Origin of the sequence: Coraliomargarita algicola (genome assembly GCF_033878955.1) — a bacterium.
GTDB classification, from domain to species: domain Bacteria; phylum Verrucomicrobiota; class Verrucomicrobiia; order Opitutales; family Coraliomargaritaceae; genus Thalassobacterium; species Thalassobacterium algicola.
Window position 1 is genome coordinate 377503 of sequence record NZ_CP138858.1, and the last position, 19636, is coordinate 397138.

General features: G+C 51.2%; 15 protein-coding genes and 2 pseudogenes. 4 read left to right on the forward strand and 13 right to left on the reverse strand.

What is annotated here, in order from left to right:
- The first annotated feature begins 76 nt into the window (after positions 1–76).
- A complete protein-coding gene (locus tag SH580_RS01355) occupies positions 77–1135 on the forward strand; it encodes a CmpA/NrtA family ABC transporter substrate-binding protein (protein WP_319833208.1) in 1059 nt (352 codons plus the stop codon).
- 615 nt (positions 1136–1750) lie between these two features.
- Here the strand turns inward: SH580_RS01355 and alaS are convergent.
- The 4 genes from alaS to SH580_RS01375 form a co-directional block, all read right to left on the reverse strand.
- On the reverse strand, positions 1751–4636 hold the full coding sequence (alaS, locus tag SH580_RS01360; protein ID WP_319833209.1) for an alanine--tRNA ligase: 2886 nt from the start codon (positions 4634–4636) through the stop codon (positions 1751–1753).
- A gap of 81 nt (positions 4637–4717) precedes the next feature.
- Positions 4718–5137 carry a four helix bundle protein gene (locus SH580_RS01365; RefSeq protein WP_308948884.1) on the reverse strand — a complete coding sequence of 140 codons (420 nt, stop codon included), beginning with the start codon at positions 5135–5137 and terminating at the stop codon, positions 4718–4720.
- A gap of 66 nt (positions 5138–5203) precedes the next feature.
- Positions 5204–6304 (reverse strand): 3-isopropylmalate dehydrogenase, encoded by a 1101-nt coding sequence (gene leuB / locus SH580_RS01370; protein WP_319833210.1) that lies wholly within the window; start codon positions 6302–6304, stop codon positions 5204–5206.
- Positions 6305–6582: 278 nt separating this feature from the next.
- Positions 6583–7704, reverse strand: a complete 1122-nt coding sequence (locus SH580_RS01375) for a PAS domain-containing sensor histidine kinase (RefSeq protein ID WP_319833211.1) — start codon at positions 7702–7704, stop codon at positions 6583–6585.
- A 170-nt stretch (positions 7705–7874) separates the two neighbouring features.
- On the opposite strand from SH580_RS01375, the pseudogene SH580_RS01380 reads away from it, so the two are divergent.
- Both SH580_RS01380 and SH580_RS01385 read left to right on the forward strand, forming a co-directional pair.
- Positions 7875–7994, forward strand: a pseudogene (locus tag SH580_RS01380) (hypothetical protein); the annotation flags it as partial.
- A 32-nt stretch (positions 7995–8026) separates the two neighbouring features.
- A complete protein-coding gene (locus tag SH580_RS01385) occupies positions 8027–8365 on the forward strand; it encodes a P-II family nitrogen regulator (protein ID WP_319833212.1) in 339 nt (112 codons plus the stop codon).
- 89 nt (positions 8366–8454) lie between these two features.
- Here SH580_RS01385 and SH580_RS01390 read toward each other — a convergent pair whose 3' ends face one another.
- The gene (locus SH580_RS01390) at positions 8455–8985 is read right to left on the reverse strand and encodes a hypothetical protein (protein ID WP_319833213.1); all 531 of its coding nucleotides are present in this window, start codon (positions 8983–8985) and stop codon (positions 8455–8457) included.
- An 817-nt stretch (positions 8986–9802) separates the two neighbouring features.
- Between SH580_RS01390 and SH580_RS01395 the strand changes: the two genes are divergently transcribed.
- Positions 9803–11260 carry an IS4 family transposase gene (locus tag SH580_RS01395; protein WP_319833214.1) on the forward strand — a complete coding sequence of 486 codons (1458 nt, stop codon included), beginning with the start codon at positions 9803–9805 and terminating at the stop codon, positions 11258–11260.
- Between the two features lie 50 nt (positions 11261–11310).
- On the opposite strand, the gene SH580_RS01400 is transcribed toward SH580_RS01395, so the two are convergent.
- The 8 genes and pseudogenes from SH580_RS01400 to SH580_RS01435 form a co-directional block, all read right to left on the reverse strand.
- Complete coding sequence (locus SH580_RS01400) at positions 11311–12705, reverse strand: ApeA N-terminal domain 1-containing protein (protein ID WP_319833215.1); 1395 nt, start codon at positions 12703–12705, stop codon at positions 11311–11313.
- Positions 12706–13046: 341 nt separating this feature from the next.
- Positions 13047–13523: a hypothetical protein gene (locus tag SH580_RS01405; protein ID WP_319833216.1), complete on the reverse strand. Its 477-nt coding sequence runs from the start codon at positions 13521–13523 to the stop codon at positions 13047–13049.
- Positions 13524–13532: 9 nt separating this feature from the next.
- Positions 13533–13838 carry a hypothetical protein gene (locus SH580_RS01410; RefSeq protein WP_319833217.1) on the reverse strand — a complete coding sequence of 102 codons (306 nt, stop codon included), beginning with the start codon at positions 13836–13838 and terminating at the stop codon, positions 13533–13535.
- Positions 13839–14267: 429 nt separating this feature from the next.
- Positions 14268–15710 carry an ATP-binding protein gene (locus SH580_RS01415; RefSeq protein WP_319833218.1) on the reverse strand — a complete coding sequence of 481 codons (1443 nt, stop codon included), beginning with the start codon at positions 15708–15710 and terminating at the stop codon, positions 14268–14270.
- A complete protein-coding gene (locus SH580_RS01420) occupies positions 15707–16357 on the reverse strand; it encodes a response regulator transcription factor (protein ID WP_319833219.1) in 651 nt (216 codons plus the stop codon). The genes SH580_RS01415 and SH580_RS01420 overlap by 4 nt, the downstream gene beginning before the upstream one ends.
- Positions 16358–16366: 9 nt before the next feature.
- A pseudogene (locus tag SH580_RS01425) lies at positions 16367–17582 on the reverse strand (ABC transporter permease).
- Between the two features lie 14 nt (positions 17583–17596).
- On the reverse strand, positions 17597–18313 hold the full coding sequence (locus tag SH580_RS01430) for an ABC transporter ATP-binding protein (protein WP_319833220.1): 717 nt from the start codon (positions 18311–18313) through the stop codon (positions 17597–17599).
- Complete coding sequence (locus SH580_RS01435; protein WP_319833221.1) at positions 18310–19632, reverse strand: efflux RND transporter periplasmic adaptor subunit; 1323 nt, start codon at positions 19630–19632, stop codon at positions 18310–18312. Before SH580_RS01435 ends, SH580_RS01430 begins: the two co-directional genes overlap by 4 nt.
- Between the last annotated feature and the right edge of the window lie 4 nt (positions 19633–19636).

The following is a 19636-nucleotide window of genomic DNA, read 5'->3' on the forward strand; positions in this document are numbered from 1 at the left end:
GAAATTCATTTGATAGATGAATGTATTCGTTTTATTTAATTTATAAATCGGTATGGTCAATGCTATATGCCGGTAGATGTTTACACCTACGCCAGATTTCTCAATTCGCACACGCCGCAATGCTTCAATTAAACTAGGATATGTCCGACTGCTCGATGCCGCGCCTTTGGTGGTGGCCGATAGTTTGGGCATGTTTCGCGAGGCAGGTCTCGACGTTGAACTTTCGCGCGAGGTCGGTTGGGCCACGATCCGCGATAAGCTCGCCTTTGGGGAGTTGGATGTGGCGCAGGCGCTCAGTCCCTTGCCACTGGTCATGCAGATGGGGATCAATGTCAGTAAAACCGAGGTGATTGCCGGGATGGTGCTCAACTGCAATGGCAATGCCATCACTCTGTCCAAACAATTACACGAAGAAGGTGTGGATGATGGTCAAAGTTTGCGCCGGTATATCAACAATGGCTTTCACCCGCGCAAATTGGTTTTTGGAGTCGTCTCGCATGCATCCTCGCATAATTTCACCCTCTGTCGTTGGTTAGAGCAGCATGGAATCAATCCGCGACAGGATGTGATCATCTCGGTGCTGCCGCCGGATCAGATGGTGCGTAATTTGGCGGCGAAGAATATCGATGGCTTTTGCGTTGGCGAACCGTGGAGTTCGCTTGCGATCGAGGAGGAACTCGGATGGTGTGCGGCCACGAGTGCAGAAATTTCCAATGGTTACCCGGAAAAGGTTTTGGCGACTACCGAGCGTTTTTACACCTATCGTGGTGAAGAATATATAAAAATGATACAGGTCCTGCTGCAGGCCTGTGAGTATTGTGATACCAAGGAACAGCGCAGTAGTATGCTCAATATTCTGTCCAAGTCGGATTACTTGAATTGTAGCCCCAGGACTTTATCACATGCTTTTTCTGAGGAATTCCCGAAGGGATACGGGCAAACTGCATCAGGCACTTTTATACGATTTAGTGGCGAAAAAATCAATTGTCCCGACTTGGAGCGGGCCACACAAGTCTACCAGGACTTAGTCCGTTTCATGCCACATTGCGCAGACAATGCAATCAACCTAAAGAGCGTTGCAGGCATCTATCGTGAGTCCATCTATGAACAAGCGATACATTCACTGGTGAGTTAGCGCACGATTCAGAAGTTTGCTGAGATATGAACCTGAATAAATGAGTTGAACCGTTAATTACGTAAATTTTCGTTAATTATGAAGACACAATCCACTGCTAGTTATGCGCTTAAGAAATAAGAGGTATTTTAATTGATTCCAATTTTAGTTCGCCATTTTGGCGACTGACCATATTGACGTAAATTAACGGTTTAAGAAGCCGATCCTTAGCCGACTGCCGAATTTAGGATTAACGGACGAATTTTCGTTTAAATCTGGATGACTCGCGACGTGTCCGGGCGTAGCTTTAGCGAAGATTGAAGCGATTTCGAGTTGCGGCAGCGCTATAACCGTCGGTCGAAACGGCTTCGCCGATCCGCAACACCCGCAGAGGTTTTATCAGCATTTTTCTGAATATGGCTAACGCGCGAACTTGCCCAGCGACTCGCTCGCTCAAGTTCGCTGGACCGATTTCCTATAAGTAGCGATGCGACGCCAGTCGCGTCCGTGCCGGCCAGCCATTCAATATTCGAAGTTGAACGTTGGACGTTGGGCGTTCCCACGACCTCGCTCGCGCAAGTTCGCTACGAACCGATTTCCTATAAGTAGCGATGCGACGCCAGTCGCGTCCGTGAATTATGCGCTCAGTGTTTCCTTTGCTTTCGTAGCCAATTCTTCGGCTTTGTCGCGCTCGGGGGCGGCGCCGCGGGCCATGTCGGGTTTGCCGCCGCCTTTACCGCCGGCGATGGGCGCGAGGCTTTGGATCAGCTTGCCGGCCATCAGGCCGTTGTCCTTGGCGCTGCTGCCACAGAGGGCGCCAAGGTAGAGTTTCTCGCCGTCGTCGACGATCAGGAAGGCGGCTTGGCCAAATTGCTGCGACTTCAGCCCGTTGAGCAACTCTTGCAGCAGTGCGGCGGGGCCTTGGGTGGCAATGACGAGATTGCCGGAAAGGTCGAGCTCGCTCAGCATGGCGTGGGCGGCCTTGGCCGCACCGGCGGTTTGTGCTTTTTTGAGCGCTTTGTCGGCTTCGACAGTGGCGGCTTTGAGCCCTTGCAGGTGTGCCAGTAGATCTTTGAAGACTTGGTTCTTTTGCTCGAAGCTGCCCTTATCCAGCATACCGGTCATGATGTGCGGAAACTGTGGGAAGTGGACCGGCTCGGCGTCGAGTGCGCTGAGTTGCTCGTTGAGCGCATTCAGGCGGCTGCGTAGCTCTTTCTTTTCTTCGGCGGATTTCTCGACCACGCTGCGAGTCCAATCGTAGGCGGCGATGCCGCAAACGGCTTCGATGCGGCGAATGCCGGAGGCAATGGCGCCCTCGGATTTGATTTTAAACAAGCCGATGTCTTTGGTGTTGCGCACGTGGGTGCCGCCGCAGAGTTCCATTGAGTAGCCGTCCAATTGCTGAGGTTGGCCACCGATTTGTACGACCCGCACTTTGTCGCCATATTTGTCGCCAAAGAATTGTTGAATGTCGGAGCGGCCCTTGACGTCGTCGTGGGGCACTTCGATCCAGCTGACGGGTTCGCCGGCTTCGATGTGAGCGTTGACTTTGGATTCGATTTGATCGATCTGCTCGGGCGTGAGTGCGCCGGAGTTAAAGTCGAAGCGCAGACGGTTGCGGCTGACCATCGAACCTTGCTGTGCGGCATCGCTGGAAACGATCTCGTGCAAGGCCCAGTGCAGTAAGTGGGTGGCTGTGTGGTGTGCTTCGATCGGGCGGCGGCGGTTGGGATCGATGCTGAGGGTGACTTGGTCGCCCACGGCGATCTTGGCATCCACGGGCAGGCTGTGGGCGCGTGCGGCGCTGAGCTGTTGCACCGCGCTGACGGGATATTCGGCATCGCCTAGCGTGAGGGTGCCCTGGTCGCCGAGTTGTCCGCCCATTTCTGCGTAGAAGGGGGTGCGGTCGGTGATCACGAGCAGGGCGTCTTCTTGGGTGTGGATTTCCAGCACAGTGGCGGAGCTGCTATCTTCTTCGAAGCCGGTAAATTCGGTGCTGGCCTCGGTGGCGATGTCTGCGGCGCGCACGATCTTTTGGCTTCGTGATTTGCGACCGCGTTCGCGCTGTTCATCCATGTGTGTTTCAACTGCAGCTTGATCCAGCTTAAGACCATGTTCACTGCATAGAAGTGCTGTCAAATCAACAGGAAAACCATAGGTATCATAAAGTTTGAAGGCTTCTTCGGCAGGAAAAGAAAATTCCCCATGATGATCCTTTAGGAATTTTAGTGCACTTTCGTAAGTAACTGGATGGCTAGCTTTGGAAGCTGCCAACAAAGTAAGCACTGAAGAAAACTGATCTAAGCCATGACTTAGGGTTTTGTTAAAACTTTCTTCTTCGCGCTGTAGATTTTCTTTGATCGCTGCGGCGCGGTTTTTGAGCTCGGGAAAGACGCCTGCCATTTCATCGACCAAGGTGTCGACCAGTTCGGGCAGGAAGGTTTGTGCACTGGAGAAGCCGAGGGTGCGGCCGTAGCGCACCGCGCGGCGCAGGATGCGACGCAGCACATAGTTGCGCCCAGTGTTGCCGAGCAGAATGCCATCGGCCAGGGAAAATGCGAGCGTGCGGATGTGGTCGGCGATCACGCGGAAAGCGATGGCTTCCTTCATCTCGGTGGAGAGTTGTGATTTGTCACTCTCGACCGATTCAGGATAGATGTCGGCGTAGGTCTTGCCGCTGAGTGCTTCCAGCTTGCGGAAGATCGGTTGGAAGACGTCGGTCGCGTAGTTGCTGGGCTTTTGAGAGAAGTCGGTAAAGCCCTTTGTGTTTTGGATCAGCGAGCAGGCGCGCTCGAAGCCCATGCCGGTGTCGACATGCTTGGCGGGCAGATCGCGGAAGCTGCCGTCGGCCTCGGCATTGTATTGGATGAAGACCAGATTCCAGATCTCAATGCAGAGGTCGGAGTCCATATTGACCAGTTTGCCTTCGCTGTCGCCGTTGGGGGTGAGGTCTACGTGCAACTCGGAGCAAGGGCCGCAGGGGCCGGTCTCGCCCATCATCCAGAAGTTATCCTTCACGTTGCCGTTGATGATGTGCTTCTTGGGGTCGAGGCCTTTTTTTTCGAAGAGAGCGGCCCAGAAATCGTAGGCTTCCTGATCGAAACTGGAAGGGTCGCCTTCGGAGGGCGCATAGACGGTGGCGTAGAGGCGGCTGGCCGGCACGCCCCAGACATCGACGATCAATTCCCAGCCCCATTCGATCGCTTCCTTTTTGAAATAGTTGCCAAAGGACCAATTGCCCAGCATCTCGAAGAAGGTGTGGTGATAGGTATCGTAGCCCACATCTTCCAGGTCGTTATGCTTACCGCCGGCGCGGATGCACTTCTGGGTGTCCGCTGCGCGAGCGGGTGAGTAGGGCGCCTTTTCCGTGCCGAGGAAGTAGGGCACGAACTGATTCATACCCGCATTGGTAAACAACAAGCCCGGCGACTGCGGCATCAAGGAAGCAGACGGCACGATGGTGTGCTGTTTCGAGGCAAAGAAGTCCATAAAGGACTGACGGATTTCGGCGGATGATTTCATGGGAAATGGGAAAATGGGGAATTTGAACGTCGAACATTGAACGTCCAACATCGAACATCGAATGATGCTGCAGTTTGTCTATTATCTGGAGCTTGCTCTTGATTCGGCGGTTTTTATGCTAGTTACAAAAATACGAATTAGCTGATCGGTTTCGTCGAGCAGCTCATTTAGTCGTTCAGGTTTATCGACTAAGGGCACTGCCTTGGTCAACTTTATCCAACGCTCAGTCTCGCGTAATTCTTTAAGTGAGATCCTTAATTTATGGATGAAGTCTCGCGGCGATTCCGCAGCTTGTGCTTCACCGTGGTTCGCCAGCGGGGCAGTCGCAGATCGCAGCAATTGCTTGGCGATATGCGTGCCCGCTTGGCTGGATTCAATCTTACGTGTTAAGCGGATTGCGCGAACAGAGAAGTCTAATAATCGGTGTTCCAAATCATACATCGAGGCAGATTCCTCTGCCAGCAGGCTATCCCATTCGGAGTGTTCCTGTGTGTAAGCCATTCGATGTTCGATGTTGGACGTTCAGTGTTCGATGTTCAATGCCGCATGTTGGGCGTTCCTCGTGTTCTAAAGGTTCTTCAGAACAGCTGCGCCCATTTCTTTCGTACCAACGGATTCCAGACCGAAGGCGATATCGCCGGTGCGGATGCCGCCGGTGACGGCTTTCTCGACTGCGGCTTCGATTGCGGCTGCGGCTTCGTTTTCGCCGAAGCTGTAGCGGAGCATCAGCGCTGCGGAGAGGATTTGCGCGCAGGGGTTGGCGATGCCTTGACCGGCGATGTCGGGTGCGGTGCCGCCGGAGGGCTCGTAGAGTCCGAAGGGGAAGCCGAGGCTGTTCTGCTCCGCGCCGAGGCTGGCGGATGCGAGCATGCCGAGGGAACCACAAATCACGCCCATCTCGTCGGAGAGAATGTCGCCGAACATGTTTTCGGTGAAGAGCACGTCGAACTGATTCGGGTCGCGCGCAAGTTGCATCGCGGCGTTGTCGACATACATGTGGCTGAGCTTGATCTCTGGTGCGTGCTTGGCGAAATATTCAGTCACGACCTTGCGCCACAACACGGAAGTTTCCAATACGTTGGCTTTGTCCACCGAGCAGACGCTGCCGCCGCGTGCTTTGGCGGTGTCGATCGCGACTTGAGCGATGCGCTCGATTTCGCTGGTCTTGTAAACCATGGTGTCGATCGCTTGCTCTTCGCCGTTTTCAAGTGTAGTGGTGGACTTGGGCTGACCGAAATAGATGCCGCCGGTCAATTCACGAATGCAGACGATGTTGATGCCGTTGGGGATGCGCTCTTTTTTCAGTGGAGAGGCATCGGTCAGTTGTGGGTAGAGTAGGCCGGGGCGCACGTTGGCGTAAAGAGAGAAGGCCTTACGAATCGGCAGCAGGGCCGCGCGCTCGGGTTGCTCCTTGGGCGGTAAGCTTTCCCACTTGGGGCCACCGACCGAACCGAACAAGATCGCTTCGGAGTTCTCGCACACAGTCTTGGTGCTGTCGGGGAAGGCGACGCCATGGTTGTCGATGGCGATGCCTCCGATGTCGGCATGCTCATAATCCAGCGCAAAGCCGAACTTTTCGCCCGCGTTTTTGAGGACGTCGAGTGCGACTTCCATGACTTCAGGGCCGATACCATCACCGGGGAGAACTGCAAATTTCAGTGTTTTCATAAGATTTGGAAAAAGCAGAGTAATTTGTCCGAGCGCTGTTGTGCTTCAAGACTTTTCGCAGATTTAGCTAAATGGGCACAGTTTTCCATCAGCTCTCAGCTGGATCGTAGCTCTAATATCTGTTGTCGCAATCGTCCGAGCATCTCCTGTTGACTGGAGACATCTGGATGGCTCCAGCAGTTCGATTGAGTCGTAGAGCGCGCTGCTTGAAGCGTATACGAGGTGTTGCGGTCGCAGGTCGGGCCACTGTTGTTCACTGTTGGAAGCAGTGGTATTGCTTACTTTGTCTCGGGCTGTTCGCGAGGCAGGCTCAGTCTGAAAATAGTCCCTTGCGGGGCGTTGGGAGAGTAGCTGATCTGACCAGATAGTTTGCTGGCGAGGTTTTGGCAAATACTCATGCCTAATCCGGAGCCTTCATTGCTAGAGTTCAGCTTTTTAAATGGGGTGAAGAGCAGGTGTGCTTGCTCCTTGGGGATGCCGCAACCGCTGTCTTTGACTTCAATGATGAGCTCGTCTTCGTTGCTGATGTCACTGATGGCGATGTAGCCAGTCTCTGTGAATTTAATCGCGTTACCGAGCAAATTGTCGAGTATGCGCCGTAGCGCTAAAGCGTCGGTTCGTATGGGATTGTGTGCTACAGTGCTGACTACAAAGTCTAATTGTTTGTTTTTGGCGAGCGGGGAGTGAAATTCCTGTGTGTCGCGAATGATGCTTGTGACATCGACTTCGTTGAGCTCCATTTCGATTAAGCTACTTTGGGAGAAATCATAGATATTCGAAATTAGTTTTCGCGATTGAGCTAAGGAGCTTTCGACCAACTCAAACTCTTCTGTTAGATGTTCGCTTTTCTCTTTAAGTAATTGAGTCATGGTCCAGCCCGCGGTCAGTGCGTTGAGCACATCATGCGAAGCGGTGGCGAGCACGATATCTTTGAACTTGAGTGCATCTGCCAATTGTTCGTTGGCCTTCCGGAGTTCTTTTTCTTGGAGCTTTTTCTCGTGGATGTTTTGTGTGATGCCCACCATGCGCAGGGGGCTGCCGTCTTGATTACGTGAAATGAGACGTCCGGCCTCGAGCACCCATTTGTACTCGCCCTGTGGGTTGCGGTATTGGTGCTCCATGCTCCACATTTCCGTTTCACCGCGCAGGTGCGCTTGCAAGCTTTCCCAGACCGGCTCGCGTTCTTCGGGGGGCAGGGCGTCCATCCAGAAATCGAGATGATGTCTGATTGTGCCAAGATCGTAGCCCAGTATGCAGTCCTTAACCGCGTGTGTTTTTAAGATGCCAGTTGGAATGTCCCATTCCCACCAGACCTGATTGGCACTCAGTAGAGCGATCTCTAGGCGTTGTTCTAGGTCGTAGATGGTCGCTTTGAGCGCTTCTTCAGTGGTGTGAGTCATTCCGGCTGAAAATGAGTCGAAGTTCTAGCTTGTCGATGGTATTCCACGCGCAAATGCATTTTGAAAAATGGCTTTTGCTATGATCACGACTGGGCTGTTTGTCAGGTCCTTTGTAGCACGTATGATATTTACAGCTATTTTACTTTTTACGTCGCTGTGGCTGGTGTCAGTGTACGTTTATTATTATGCTGCTTTGTAAGTGCACGACAGGCTTGCGTGTGAGCGTAGAAGTCGAGCATACTGGTCTGGATCAATCCGAACACGGTGAGACTGCTTACCAGTTCGAATAAGCGCATAAGTATTTAACTAAAGGAAAACTATTATGAAACTCATCAAAGCTATTGTAAAACCATTCAAACTCGACGACGTCAAAGAAGCACTCGCCGAAGTCGGAGTCACCGGGCTGACTGTGGCCGAAGTCAAAGGCTTCGGACGTCAAAAGGGCCACACCGAAATCTATCGCGGCAGCGAATACACCGTCGATTTCTTACCGAAAACTATGATCGAGACAGTGGTGGAAGACGAAATCGCGGAGGCGGCTGTGGCTGCTATCGTGAAATCGGCCAAGACTGGCAAGATCGGTGACGGCAAGGTCTTCGTACTGCCCGTAGAAAGTGCCGTGCGCATCCGCACCGAAGAGACTGGCGGCGAGGCTCTTTAATCGACAATTCGCACATTTGGTATCGATTTTAGCTCACTTACACATGAGCGATGGCGCGTTTGCGACATTGCTCATGCTGTAAGTGATGATCATTTGATTGCTACGGGGGCAATATAGTCTTCAGTCCGATCACTGCTGTAGTCGTCTGGAGTGTAAGGTTCATGACTGTTTACTATTGCGAAAAATACTCCTCGCTCTTGAACCGAACTCGAAACCTTAATAACGGCATTTTTTCTAGTAGTCGGAGGATTTCGGAAAGGTGGGATCAAAACAGTTTTATTTTCAAAGGACTCTAAAGTGACGTTCAATTCAGCATTCAGCAAGAAGGTATCCCACGGCGATACAGTTCCCAGGAAATTCCATTCTACAAGATCGTGTGACACGTAGATGAAATAGGGGATCGATGCATAGTGATATTTCCTGAATACGATTTCATAGCCTGTTTCGGTTGGAGACGCTTTCTGGAGAAACTTGTGAGCTGACAAATTCTCTTCTCTTTGTTCGTCACTTATTTGATTCCAGCTGTAATTAAACCCCGGATCTACCGTTTGAGGTGGTGAAGCAAACAGTAGGCTCCCAGTCGTAATGTAAATGCTTAGCAATTGAATGACTTCTTTCATCGTCAAAGATCTGCACGGTTTATCTGTTGACCAGCAATGCTTGGATATGGCCGAAGGCCGCGTGGGTGGGAGAGTCTTGAATGGTTGGCTTCATCGGGAGCTGTGAATCTTTAATTTTCTTCTTCTTTTCCAATTACTAACCAAACTGCTGGTTCACCACCGAAGCGATCAATTATTTCTTATTCTTTGCAATTTGTCTAAGGGATTCAGCTATGTCGCGAATCCAATACATGAAGTAAATAGTAACGCCTAAAGTGAGTATTAGTTGGATGAAGTCGGGGCTCATTTTGTTTTGTAGGTTTAAATTCTTGTAGATCGGTGAGCACTATCGCGCCTACTGGATCTGAATCCTTCAATCGTTCCTAACGTATCCGAATCGAACGTGATGCTCAAGGTTCATTACATCCTCCCCTGATTATTTGGCCATAAAGAGGCGCAAAACTCACAAGAACCTGATTCAATACTCTGCTTTCATTTTTTTTGTGCCTACGCGTGCATTTTTGTGGCTCAAACCAGCATAGAGGCGGATTTAAATTTTCTTCTCAGATCGCGGAGCACTCGCGCTTGCGTATCAAAGTGAACTACGCAGTTACATCTGGAAGCAATGGAAGAATCGCCGTACCCGCGTCGGTAATCTCATAAAGCTGGGGATCTACAAAGAAACCGCAGTCAAAACAGGCTGTGCACGAAAAGGAGCTTGGCACATGTTTTGAATCCCGCCAGAGGGCAATTAACGAGGGTGAATCGGGGAGCCAAGTGAAATGGGTCATGATCGTTTTGCCCAATGATTACTAAACCCATATAACTACAAGTTTAAATGAATGAGATAAATCAAAGCACCTGGTCTGAGGAGGAGTTTTCGAAGGTTAACCTAGGGGATAAGCGTCTAAACAATCGGTTGATTCAATTATGTGATCGCTTTTCTGATGCCCCGGAGAGTCCAATCAACCAAGCTTGTGAAGATTGGTCGGAAACGAAGTCTGCTTACCGGTTTTTCCAAAACGATAAAGTTCGTTCATCCGAGATATTGTCGACTCACAGTGCAAAAACGGCACAGCGGGCTAATGCCCATGGGACGATTCTTGCGATTCAGGACACCAGCTACTTCAACTACACCAGCCATCCGAAAACAGAAGGCCTTGGAGAAATCTCGATGAAAAAAGGGAAAAACGTTAAGGAGATTTATGCCCATGGACTGGCGATGCATGCATGCCTAGCTGTGACTACTCAGGGGCTGCCATTGGGCCTACTAAGCCAAAAAATCTCTGCTCGCGAGAGTCGGTCAACTCGGGGCAGGAAGAGTAATCGTGATCGAGTGCCTATTGAAGAAAAGGAGAGCTTTCGTTGGTTGGAGTCACTGCGTGAGGCAATGGAAGTTGTCAGAGACTCTCGTGTGGTGACTGTGTGTGATCGTGAGTGTGATATCTATGACTTTTTCAAGTGTAGTCATGAATTAGATGCGCCTGTCCTTGTGCGAGCCACTTCGGATCGGACCATTAATCGCAAATCAAGATATGCCGAGAAGGATGTCATTAAGCTGTGGGACTACATGATCTCGTGCCCTGACGCGGGTTCCTACGAAATAGGCATCCCGCATAAATCAAAAACGAAGCATAACTCAGAGCGATTTGCACGAAGAGCCGTAGTTACCGTCCGGTTTGGCGCTTTCCAGCTCAATGCCCCTCGTAATCACCCGAAGCAAAAGCTTGAGAAATTGCCGGATGTAGAAATGAATGCGATCTATGTTCTCGAAGAGAATCCACCAGAGGACGAGGATGCCGTCGAATGGATGCTCTTGACGAACCTTGAAGTGTCTAGCTTTGAAGAGGCCTGTGAGAAAGTCGCATGGTATTGTCTACGCTGGCGCATAGAGATGTTTTTCAAAGTCTTGAAGTCCGGCTTCCGAGTTGAAGCCTGCCGCCTCGGACACGGTGAGAGGTTGTCCAGATATCTGACAGTGATGAGTATCGTGGCATGGCGATTATTTATGATTACGTTGATTGCGCGAACCGACCCTAGGCAATGTTGCTCAAGCCTATTGAGTGAGCATGAGTGGAAAGTCCTGCGAAGTAAGAGCACGAAAGAAGATGACCCCACTAATCCGCCTCCGACGATTAAACAGGCAGTTGCTTGGATCGCTAAGCTAGGAGGGCACTTAGGGCGAAAATGCGATGGGCCACCAGGTACCATTACACTTTGGAGAGGGTGGAAGCGACTTACAGATCTATGCGAGGGAGCCAGGCTTGCAAAATGTGAAAACTCAAGTTGTGGGTAATATTAAGGTGGTGTGAGAGGTGGCGTCCCGTGCGGCGTCACCTACTCGATTTAAGCTTCCTTAATTTTATATTGTAGATTACGATTAGCTTTGAGCACTTCTGAAACCTCATCGTCGGACAATCCGAGCTGCTTCAACAGATGCATCTGGAACACGGCTTCCATCTTCATGCATAGCGTCCAAAGTTCATTTCCATCCGCTGCCTTGACCTCGAGATCTGGCGAAAAGTGTGTAAAATAGTTTCGCGTATTCACAATTAGATCAACCAAACGTGATACTGCCTTCTTGCCCCCAAATTCGGTTTCGAAAGGTTCTATTATCTTTTTCAGCCTCTTCCTCAAAGACACCTCATTTCCATGTGATAGACGACCGCTCAACCAATCCTTATTGGTCTCTGGGCACGATTTCAGAATAGTCTCGACTAAGGAGTCATACTTGTCTGGATCCATCATCGTCTCATTCGAAAGCCTCCTGTGAAAAGTTTCGAGGCATTGAGCCATTGCAAGGAATCTACCGTTTAGAAAACGATGTGCCCCAGTCCGAGAAGAAAAATAGAGATTTATTGACGGTTCAACTAGTTCATACGCTTGGAACCATGCGCAAATGAACGCGGAAAACCTTTTTCTAATTTGAGGAAAACGCAGGAGCATGTCGTGCGATTCAATTTTCGGAACCTCCTCATCGAACGGCAAACTGCGATAAACAACCTTCATTGCTATTGGAATTTCTTTTCCGTCTGGGTACTTTCGGACAACCTCCTTTGATTGGGCCGAGATTTCACTGATGCTCACCGTCTTATCAATGCAGAAGGACAAAAGATTTGTGATTTTATAAGCAGCAGAAATGAGGTCTCTCAATGGTTGTTTTACCTTTGTCTCAATTTTTAATAATGCAGATTGGGTTACCTTCGCTTCTGTAAAAAGAGGAGCACCTGGAATCGACCACGCAAATGCCAAGGATAACATCATGTCGTCATTTATAGGAAAATTCTCTTCCTGAGGCGCTTTATATGAAATACTAACCGACTTGTCCTCAAAATTCGGTGAGACCTGAAATCCGGCTGTAGCGACCCATTGGTCCAGTCCATCAACTGAAAAAGATATGGATTCGAAGGCAACTTCCTCATCCTTTTCGAACCAGACTCCTGAGATCAGAAGATTAACGTGAATTCTAGACTTTGAAATACCCCCAAACGAGAAATTTTTATTTGTATAAAAACAGTTATCAAGTGTAACTTCACTGCGTTTTTCGACATGTCCGTGTATTCTTGGGAGGTTGAAGTCTTGGCTAGTAAATGCTTTGGAAACATTCTCATCAAAATTGCCGATAATCTCCAATTCCACGTCTCCACCATCAGATATAGAAAGTATTCCTGGAATTCGTTTACCGGGCTTATCAATCATCCAGAAGAAGCCTGATAATTTTTCTGGTGCTTCAAATCTCATTTTTATTCATGCTTAACGTGGAGACTACTCAAGACTGTAGCGCGGAGCGCGAAAGGAATTGAGTATGTCGTCTTCCATGAGAAGGGGGTAATGTTTAATGTGAAAATTTCAATTTTGTTACTCTTTGATGATGTATGTTTGAGAGGATGTCGAGACGGATTCCCTATGTCAGACTTCCATACGCACTCTTTTTTGTGAGCTTACCAGGCTCGGTGCTTGTGGGTGTCCTGTCTCGGAGCTGCTAACTGGTTCTCGCTTTCATTGTAATCGCCGTGCTACGGACCCGTATGGCCGGTGATGTGGGGGACGGGAGAGTTAATGCTCCCGTCTACCCGGTTGTGCTATTTTTGGTATTTCTTCAAGACTTCCTCCATGGCCCTGATCTTGAGCTCTTGTAAATGGAGTTCACAAGTTTTAATATCGTCACAATCCAAGATGGATCTAACTTCTTTGTCCATATTGCCAAGTTGGAATGCTTTCCTTCGAACCATAATATCAATGTATAGTTCACGGACTGTTTTCGAACCATTTCCAGTCGGTCCTAACTCATTTAAATCACGATAAAATGCTAAGAAATCATCGATTACTGTTCGGATTTCTTTTGATGAACCTTTGTCAGCTTTATAGACTTCTATTTTTCTTTCGAGTTCAAGCCTTGTGAGGTCTATTGCAAACTGCCGCCATTGAGCATCTCGATCTTGCCGATCTTTCTCTTTTTGGTATTTCCTTTGCAGGCGTGTCGCAATAACTCCAATGATTATTGCCGAGGCGATCGTTCCAACCGCTTGAGAAATGGGACCAATTAGATCAGCGCTCATCTACGTCTATTAAACTGGTTCAGCATCTCGATCAGTCTTCTGAGGTGAATCCGTCAAGATGCCTAAGCCATCCTCATTGATGAAGAAAAAAATCTCATACTCCTCACGGCCGTCAAAACCTCGGAGTAAAAGTGTTGAGCCTGCCGTTCCTTGAGGAACAAAGAACGCTTGATAGCAAGGAGGATCGTCACAATCAAAAGTTTGGATTTCATTTCCGTTCAGGAAAATATTTACGCGGCTTCTTCCAGAATTTGTCCTCATTGCAAACACAAATTTTTTTCCAGCGAGAGGAGGTCTTTCGTATGTTATTTTCATATTAATGATTATCGCGCCCAACTTAAAGTGTTATATCATTCATTCAATGAATGATAACAAGGGGTCGTGGTGTGTGGTTTTTGTGGGAACTGCACTTCATTTGGTTAGTTTGGATCGCTCCTATTGTAATGCTAGTGCGGGATTAATGGAGGTTTAGATTTATAAGTTAAATCTATTAGGCGTTATAGAGCAAGGTTTTGTTTCCGGCGATTCGTGCATTCAATTAGGTTTTTCAAAATGAATGTATGATAGCACTTTTTTTGAAGTGATATGGAAAGCGGCACGTAATGGAGGATCAAAAGGATTTGGTTTTGCGCCCTCTGAATAGTCTGGAACTTGGGCAGGATTAGCGAGTCAGTGTCAGCACCTAAGCGCTGTAAGTGCGGGACATGAGTGTCCATTCTCCTTTGTTCGGCTCTCAGTGGAAAACTAGGTCAGTTTGACTTTGAAAGTCGTGCCCGTGCCTTGTTGGCTTTGGACGGTGATTTCGCCTCCCATGGTTTGGAGGATCGCTTTAACGAGTGCCAAGCCTAGCCCGGAGTGTCCGTCTTGAGAGTTACGGGATTTGTCGGCGCGATAGAAGCGATCGTAGATGTGGGGGAGGTCTGCTTCAGGAATCCCGGGGCCGTCATCTTTTACAGTGAGCTCAATCTGCTTGACGAGCGGGCGACAGCTGACCCATACGTGGCCTTTACCTTGGTGGTGTTGGATAGCGTTGCCGATTAAGTTATTCAGCACGACTTTGAGTAAATTTGGATCGGCATGGAGTGGGCAAGTTTCGAGCTCTAATTCGAATGCGATGTCTTTTGAGTCGGCTAAGCTGCGAAGCTGCGCACAGCTGTCTTGAATGAGTGGCGCGAGGTCGCAATCACACGGTAAATGATTGGGGCTGTTGCTATCCTGGCGGGCGAGCAGGAGCAGGCTTTCCACCAGATCCCGCATCCGTATGCATGCATCGTGGCAGAGGTCAAAGGCGTCCTGATAGTCTGCTTCGCTACGGGATTTCCCGCGTTTACACATGCGTTGGCTTTCCGAAAGTAGGATGGTGAGCGGCGTGCGCAACTCGTGGGAGGCGTCGGCGGTGAATTGACGTTGTTGTTCGAGGATGGCATTGAGCCGGTCGAAGCTATGGTTGAGAACGTGGCTGAGTTGGTCGAGTTCGCTGTCGGTGCCCGCGGTGTTAATACGTTCATTGAGGTTGCCTTCGGCGATGCGGGTCGCGGTCTGGCTAATGGACTGAATGGGGCGTATGGCCTTACCGGCCAGCCACCAGCCGCCGAGTAGGCCGATGAGCCAGAGGCCGCAGCCGCTGGCACCGAGTGACCAGCCAAAACGGTGTTTTTCTTCGAGCTCCGACTGTATGTCGTGACCGATAATGATGCGGAAACCGAAATTGAAGCTGTGGGCACTCTCTCGCAGGTTTCCGAGTGTGCGGAATTCTTCCTGCATGCCGACTTCGTCGGGGAGGGGCAGGAAGTTGAGTTGATCGGGCGCGTTCTCTGACTTTAACAGTAGTTCGCCGTCGGCATTGGCGAAGGCGAAGTAATAATAGCCGCTGGCATTGCCAGAGAACTCGTTGAGTGCTTCCTCGGGCAACTGGATCTTGCCTGTTTCGAAAATTTGATAGAGCTCTTCGGGAAAGGGGATGCGTTTGTTACCGTTGTTGCGCTCGGAAAAGTAGGATTCATTGGCTTCGGTTAGACTCTTGAACAGTTGTCGTTCGTGGCGCTGTATCTCGCGATCGATTCGGCGGCTTTGATTGAGCCATGCCAGTTGATAGGCGGTCACACAGAAGGCTGCGATGGCGATGAACAGAATGAGGCCGTGCCAGACTTGAATGCGCCAGCGGATGGATTGAAAAGGGCGTTTCATTCGATACAGTAGCCGTGTCCGCGGCGGGTGGTGATGATACTGGCGCCGAGTTTCTTGCGTAGGTTGGAAACGTGGACATCGAGTAAGTTGGAGAGGCTGTTGTCGTTTTCGTCAAAGAGACGCTCGTAGAGTAAGCTGCGGCTGACGACTTCGCCGCGATGAAGGGCGAGGTATTCAAATAGTGAATACTCGCGGGCGGTGAGTTCGATCTCTTGACCGTCCTTGCTCAGGCTGCGGCGGGCAGTGTCGAGCAGTAATCCATTGATCTCGATTTGTGATTGGGTTTTGCCAGAGGTACGGCGAATCAGGGCGCGAATTCGCGCCACGAGTTCATCGCTGTCGAAGGGCTTGGTCAGGTAGTCATCGGCCCCTGTATTCAGGCCCTTGATGCGATCCGGCACGCTGTCGCGAGCGGTCAGCATGAGCACTGGCACTGTATGCTGAGGGCGCAGTTGCTCCAGCACTTGCCAGCCGTCGAGCTTGGGCATCATGACGTCGAGCACCAGTGCATCATAAAGTCCCTCACTGGCTTTAAACAGGCCTTCCTCGCCGTCGGCAGCTTGGTCGACGGCGAAGCCTTCCTCTTTGAGCGTGGCACTGAGGCTGCGGCGTAGGCCGGGGTCATCTTCTATGACTAATATACGCATGGTTGTGTCTTATTCATGACGCAGCGCGTCGATGGGATCAAGCTTGGAGGCTCGGCGTGCGGGGGCAAATCCGAACACGATGCCGACAATTGCGGAGAAGGCAAATGCGATGAGGTTGATCTCTAGATTGAAACTGAAGGGGATCTGGATCAGCGGCGCAAGAACTTGGCAGAAGGCCAAGGCCAGGCCGATTCCGATCATGCCGCCGACACAGGAGAGCGTGAGGGCTTCCACCAGAAATTGCCAGAGCACTTCTTTGGCTGTGGCACCAATGGCGAGGCGAATCCCAATTTCCCGGGTGCGTTCGGTGACTGAAACCAACATGATATTCATAATGCCGATACCCCCCACGAGTAGCGAGACTCCCGCCACGGCAGAGAGTAGCATGGTCATCAGCTCGGTAGAGGAACTCAAGGTTTCCGCGATTTGACGTGTGTCGAAAACGGTGAAATCATCGTCCTGATTGCTTTGAATATTGCGGCGCTGCCGCAGTAAGGAAGAAATTTCGCTGATCAGCCGGTCACTGTCGTAATCGTCCTCGGCGGAGATGCTCATTTGGCTGACATCGCGGGAGGAGGTGCGCCCGCCGAGGCGCCGCTGCATGGTGGTGAGCGGCACAACGATGGTGTCGTCCTGATCGCCCATACCAGCCTGACCTTTGGCTTTCAGCAGGCCGATCACTTGCAGGGAGGCCTGGCCGACTCGGATCTTTTTACCGATCGGGTCTTCGCTGCCGAAGAGTTCGGTTTTGACGGTGTTACCAATGACGGCAACCGCTTCGCCCGTGCGGGCATCCGCTTCGGTGAAGAAGCGTCCTGCGGCGAGTGACCATTTATTGATGCTGAAGTAGTCTACTGTCGTGCCGGTAATGCTGGTATTGCGGGCCTCTTGCAGATAAATGGTGCTGAGTGATGCTGTGCGCACCGGGGCGATGGCGGCCACCCCAGAGATTTGTTCGGCGATCGCCGTGACATCTGACTCGGTGAAGTTGGGAACACCTGCGGAGGATGCCCGGGGCCCGAAGCCGGAGCCAGGCCGGACCATGACCAAATTACTACCCAGATCGGAAATCTGGTTTTTCACGGCGGCGGTCGTGCCTTCGCCCAGGGTGACCATGGTGACCACAGCGGCGACGCCGATGATGATCCCGAGGTACGGTGAGGAATGCGCGGGTTAAATTGCGTTTAATCTCCCGAAGGGCGATTAAGAAAGCGTTGGTGAGCATAATAAGCATAGCGATTACAGGGCTGCGATTTGGTGGTGTGTCTGATCGTGATCAATGAGGCCATCAATCACGCGCACGGTGCGTTTGGCATACTGAGCGACATCATCTTCGTGAGTGACCATGAGAATCGTAATGCCGCGATGACTGTTGAGTTGGGTCAAGAGCTCCATAATTTCACAAGTCGTTTGTGAGTCCAGATTGCCGGTGGGCTCATCGGCGAAAAGCGTGCTGGGATTGGTCACAATCGCCCGAGCAATGGCGACGCGTTGTTGCTGTCCTCCCGAGAGCTCGGCTGGTGTGTTACGCTCCTTGTCGGGGAGCCCGACTTGGGCGAGTGCCCGGCGTGCCATTTCATGGCGTTCGGCGCGCTTGATGCCACGGTAGAGCAGGGGCAGTTCGACGTTTTCGATGGCACTGGTGCGGGCGAGTAAGTTGAAGCCTTGAAAGATGAAGCCCAGAGCGTCGCGTCGCAACAGGGAGCGTTGCACCGAGTTTAAGCTTTCCACGGCAATCCCTTCATAGCGATAGGCACCTGTAGTGGGCCGGTCCAGGCAGCCGAGCAGGTTCATCAAAGTCGATTTACCCGAGCCGCTGGGCCCCATGATAGAGACGAATTCACCTTTCTCGATCTTTAGGTTGATGCCCTTGAGAGCCTGAAATGCGGCGCTGCCCTGACCGTAGGTCTTGGTCAGATTATTCAACTCGATGAGAGTGGAGGTGGGTGTGCTCATAGTCTGGTATTACTTTCACTGAGGATGACTTGAGTGCCTTCGCTGATTTCGTCTGAGATGACTTCTGTGTAGCTGCCATCGCTAATACCGAGCTGGACTTCGACTGGCTTGGGGTGGCCTTCTTCAAGTATCCAAATGGTGGATGCACCATCGGTTTTAGTCGGCATCATGCCTTCTGGGCGGCTACCTTTTTGAGAACCAGGCCGTTTCGGGCGCGGGATCAGACTATCAAGAAAAGAGGTTTTTTCCGTGCTTGCTTTGGGGCCGAGTTGATCGGGAGGTGTAGGGGTGAAGCGCAGTGCGGCGACCGGAACGATGAGCACGTTTTGATGATGTGCCACGTCGATGTCGGCAGTGGCTGTCATCCCCGGGCGTAGGCTAAGATCCTCGTTGCTGACGGAAAGGTCCGTCTCGTAAGTGACCACATTGTCGGTGACTTCGGAGCCGTAGGCGACCTTCAGCACGGTGGCTTCGAAGCTACGGTCCGGCCAGGCGTCGACGGTGAAACTCGCTGTTTGTCCGGCGGCCACGCGACCGATGTCAGCTTCGGCGACAGCGACTTCCAGTTCCATTTGGGAGAGGTCCTCCGCGACGACGAAGAGTTCGGGGGTGGAGTAGCTGGCGGCCACGGTTTGACCGACTTCAATGCTGCGACTGAGCACAATGCCATTGGTAGGCGAGACGATGAGAGCTTTGGACAGGCTGTTAGCCTTGGTCTCGACGTCGGCCTGGGCTTCGCTGATAGCGGCTTCGGCGCTGGTGATGTCGGCCTTGGCACGTTCCACCGCAGCGACGGTGGTGGCATAGTCCGCTTTGGAGGGAAGTTTACCGCCGCTGAGTCGCTGTAATTCCTGTTGGCGTGTCAGCGTCGCCTCGGCTTCCGTCAGAGTGGCTTGCTTTTGAAGTAGCGCCGCCTTGGCAGATTCGAGTGCGGCTTTACTGGATTTGAGCTGATTTTCCAGTGTGACGGTGTCGAGTCGTGCCAAGGGCTGGCCTTTGGTGACCTGGTCGTTGGTGTCGACATACACTTCCACCGTGGTGCCGGAGAGCTCACTGCCCACAGAGACTTCATTGGTGGGTTCCAGATTACCAGTGGCGGTAACGGTGAGACGAATGTCGCCGCGTTGCATTTCATGGGTTTTAAAACTTGGCCCACGGGACTGTGCTTGAGCGCGCTGGCTATAGAAATACCAGGCACCGAGCGCGAGCAGCAGGACGATGCCGATGATGTAGAAGCGTTTCTTAGAATTCGTCTTAGGACTGCCAGCTTGTATCGCTTGGGCCAGATCTGTCTCAGGAGTGTTTTTGGATGCCTTCATGATA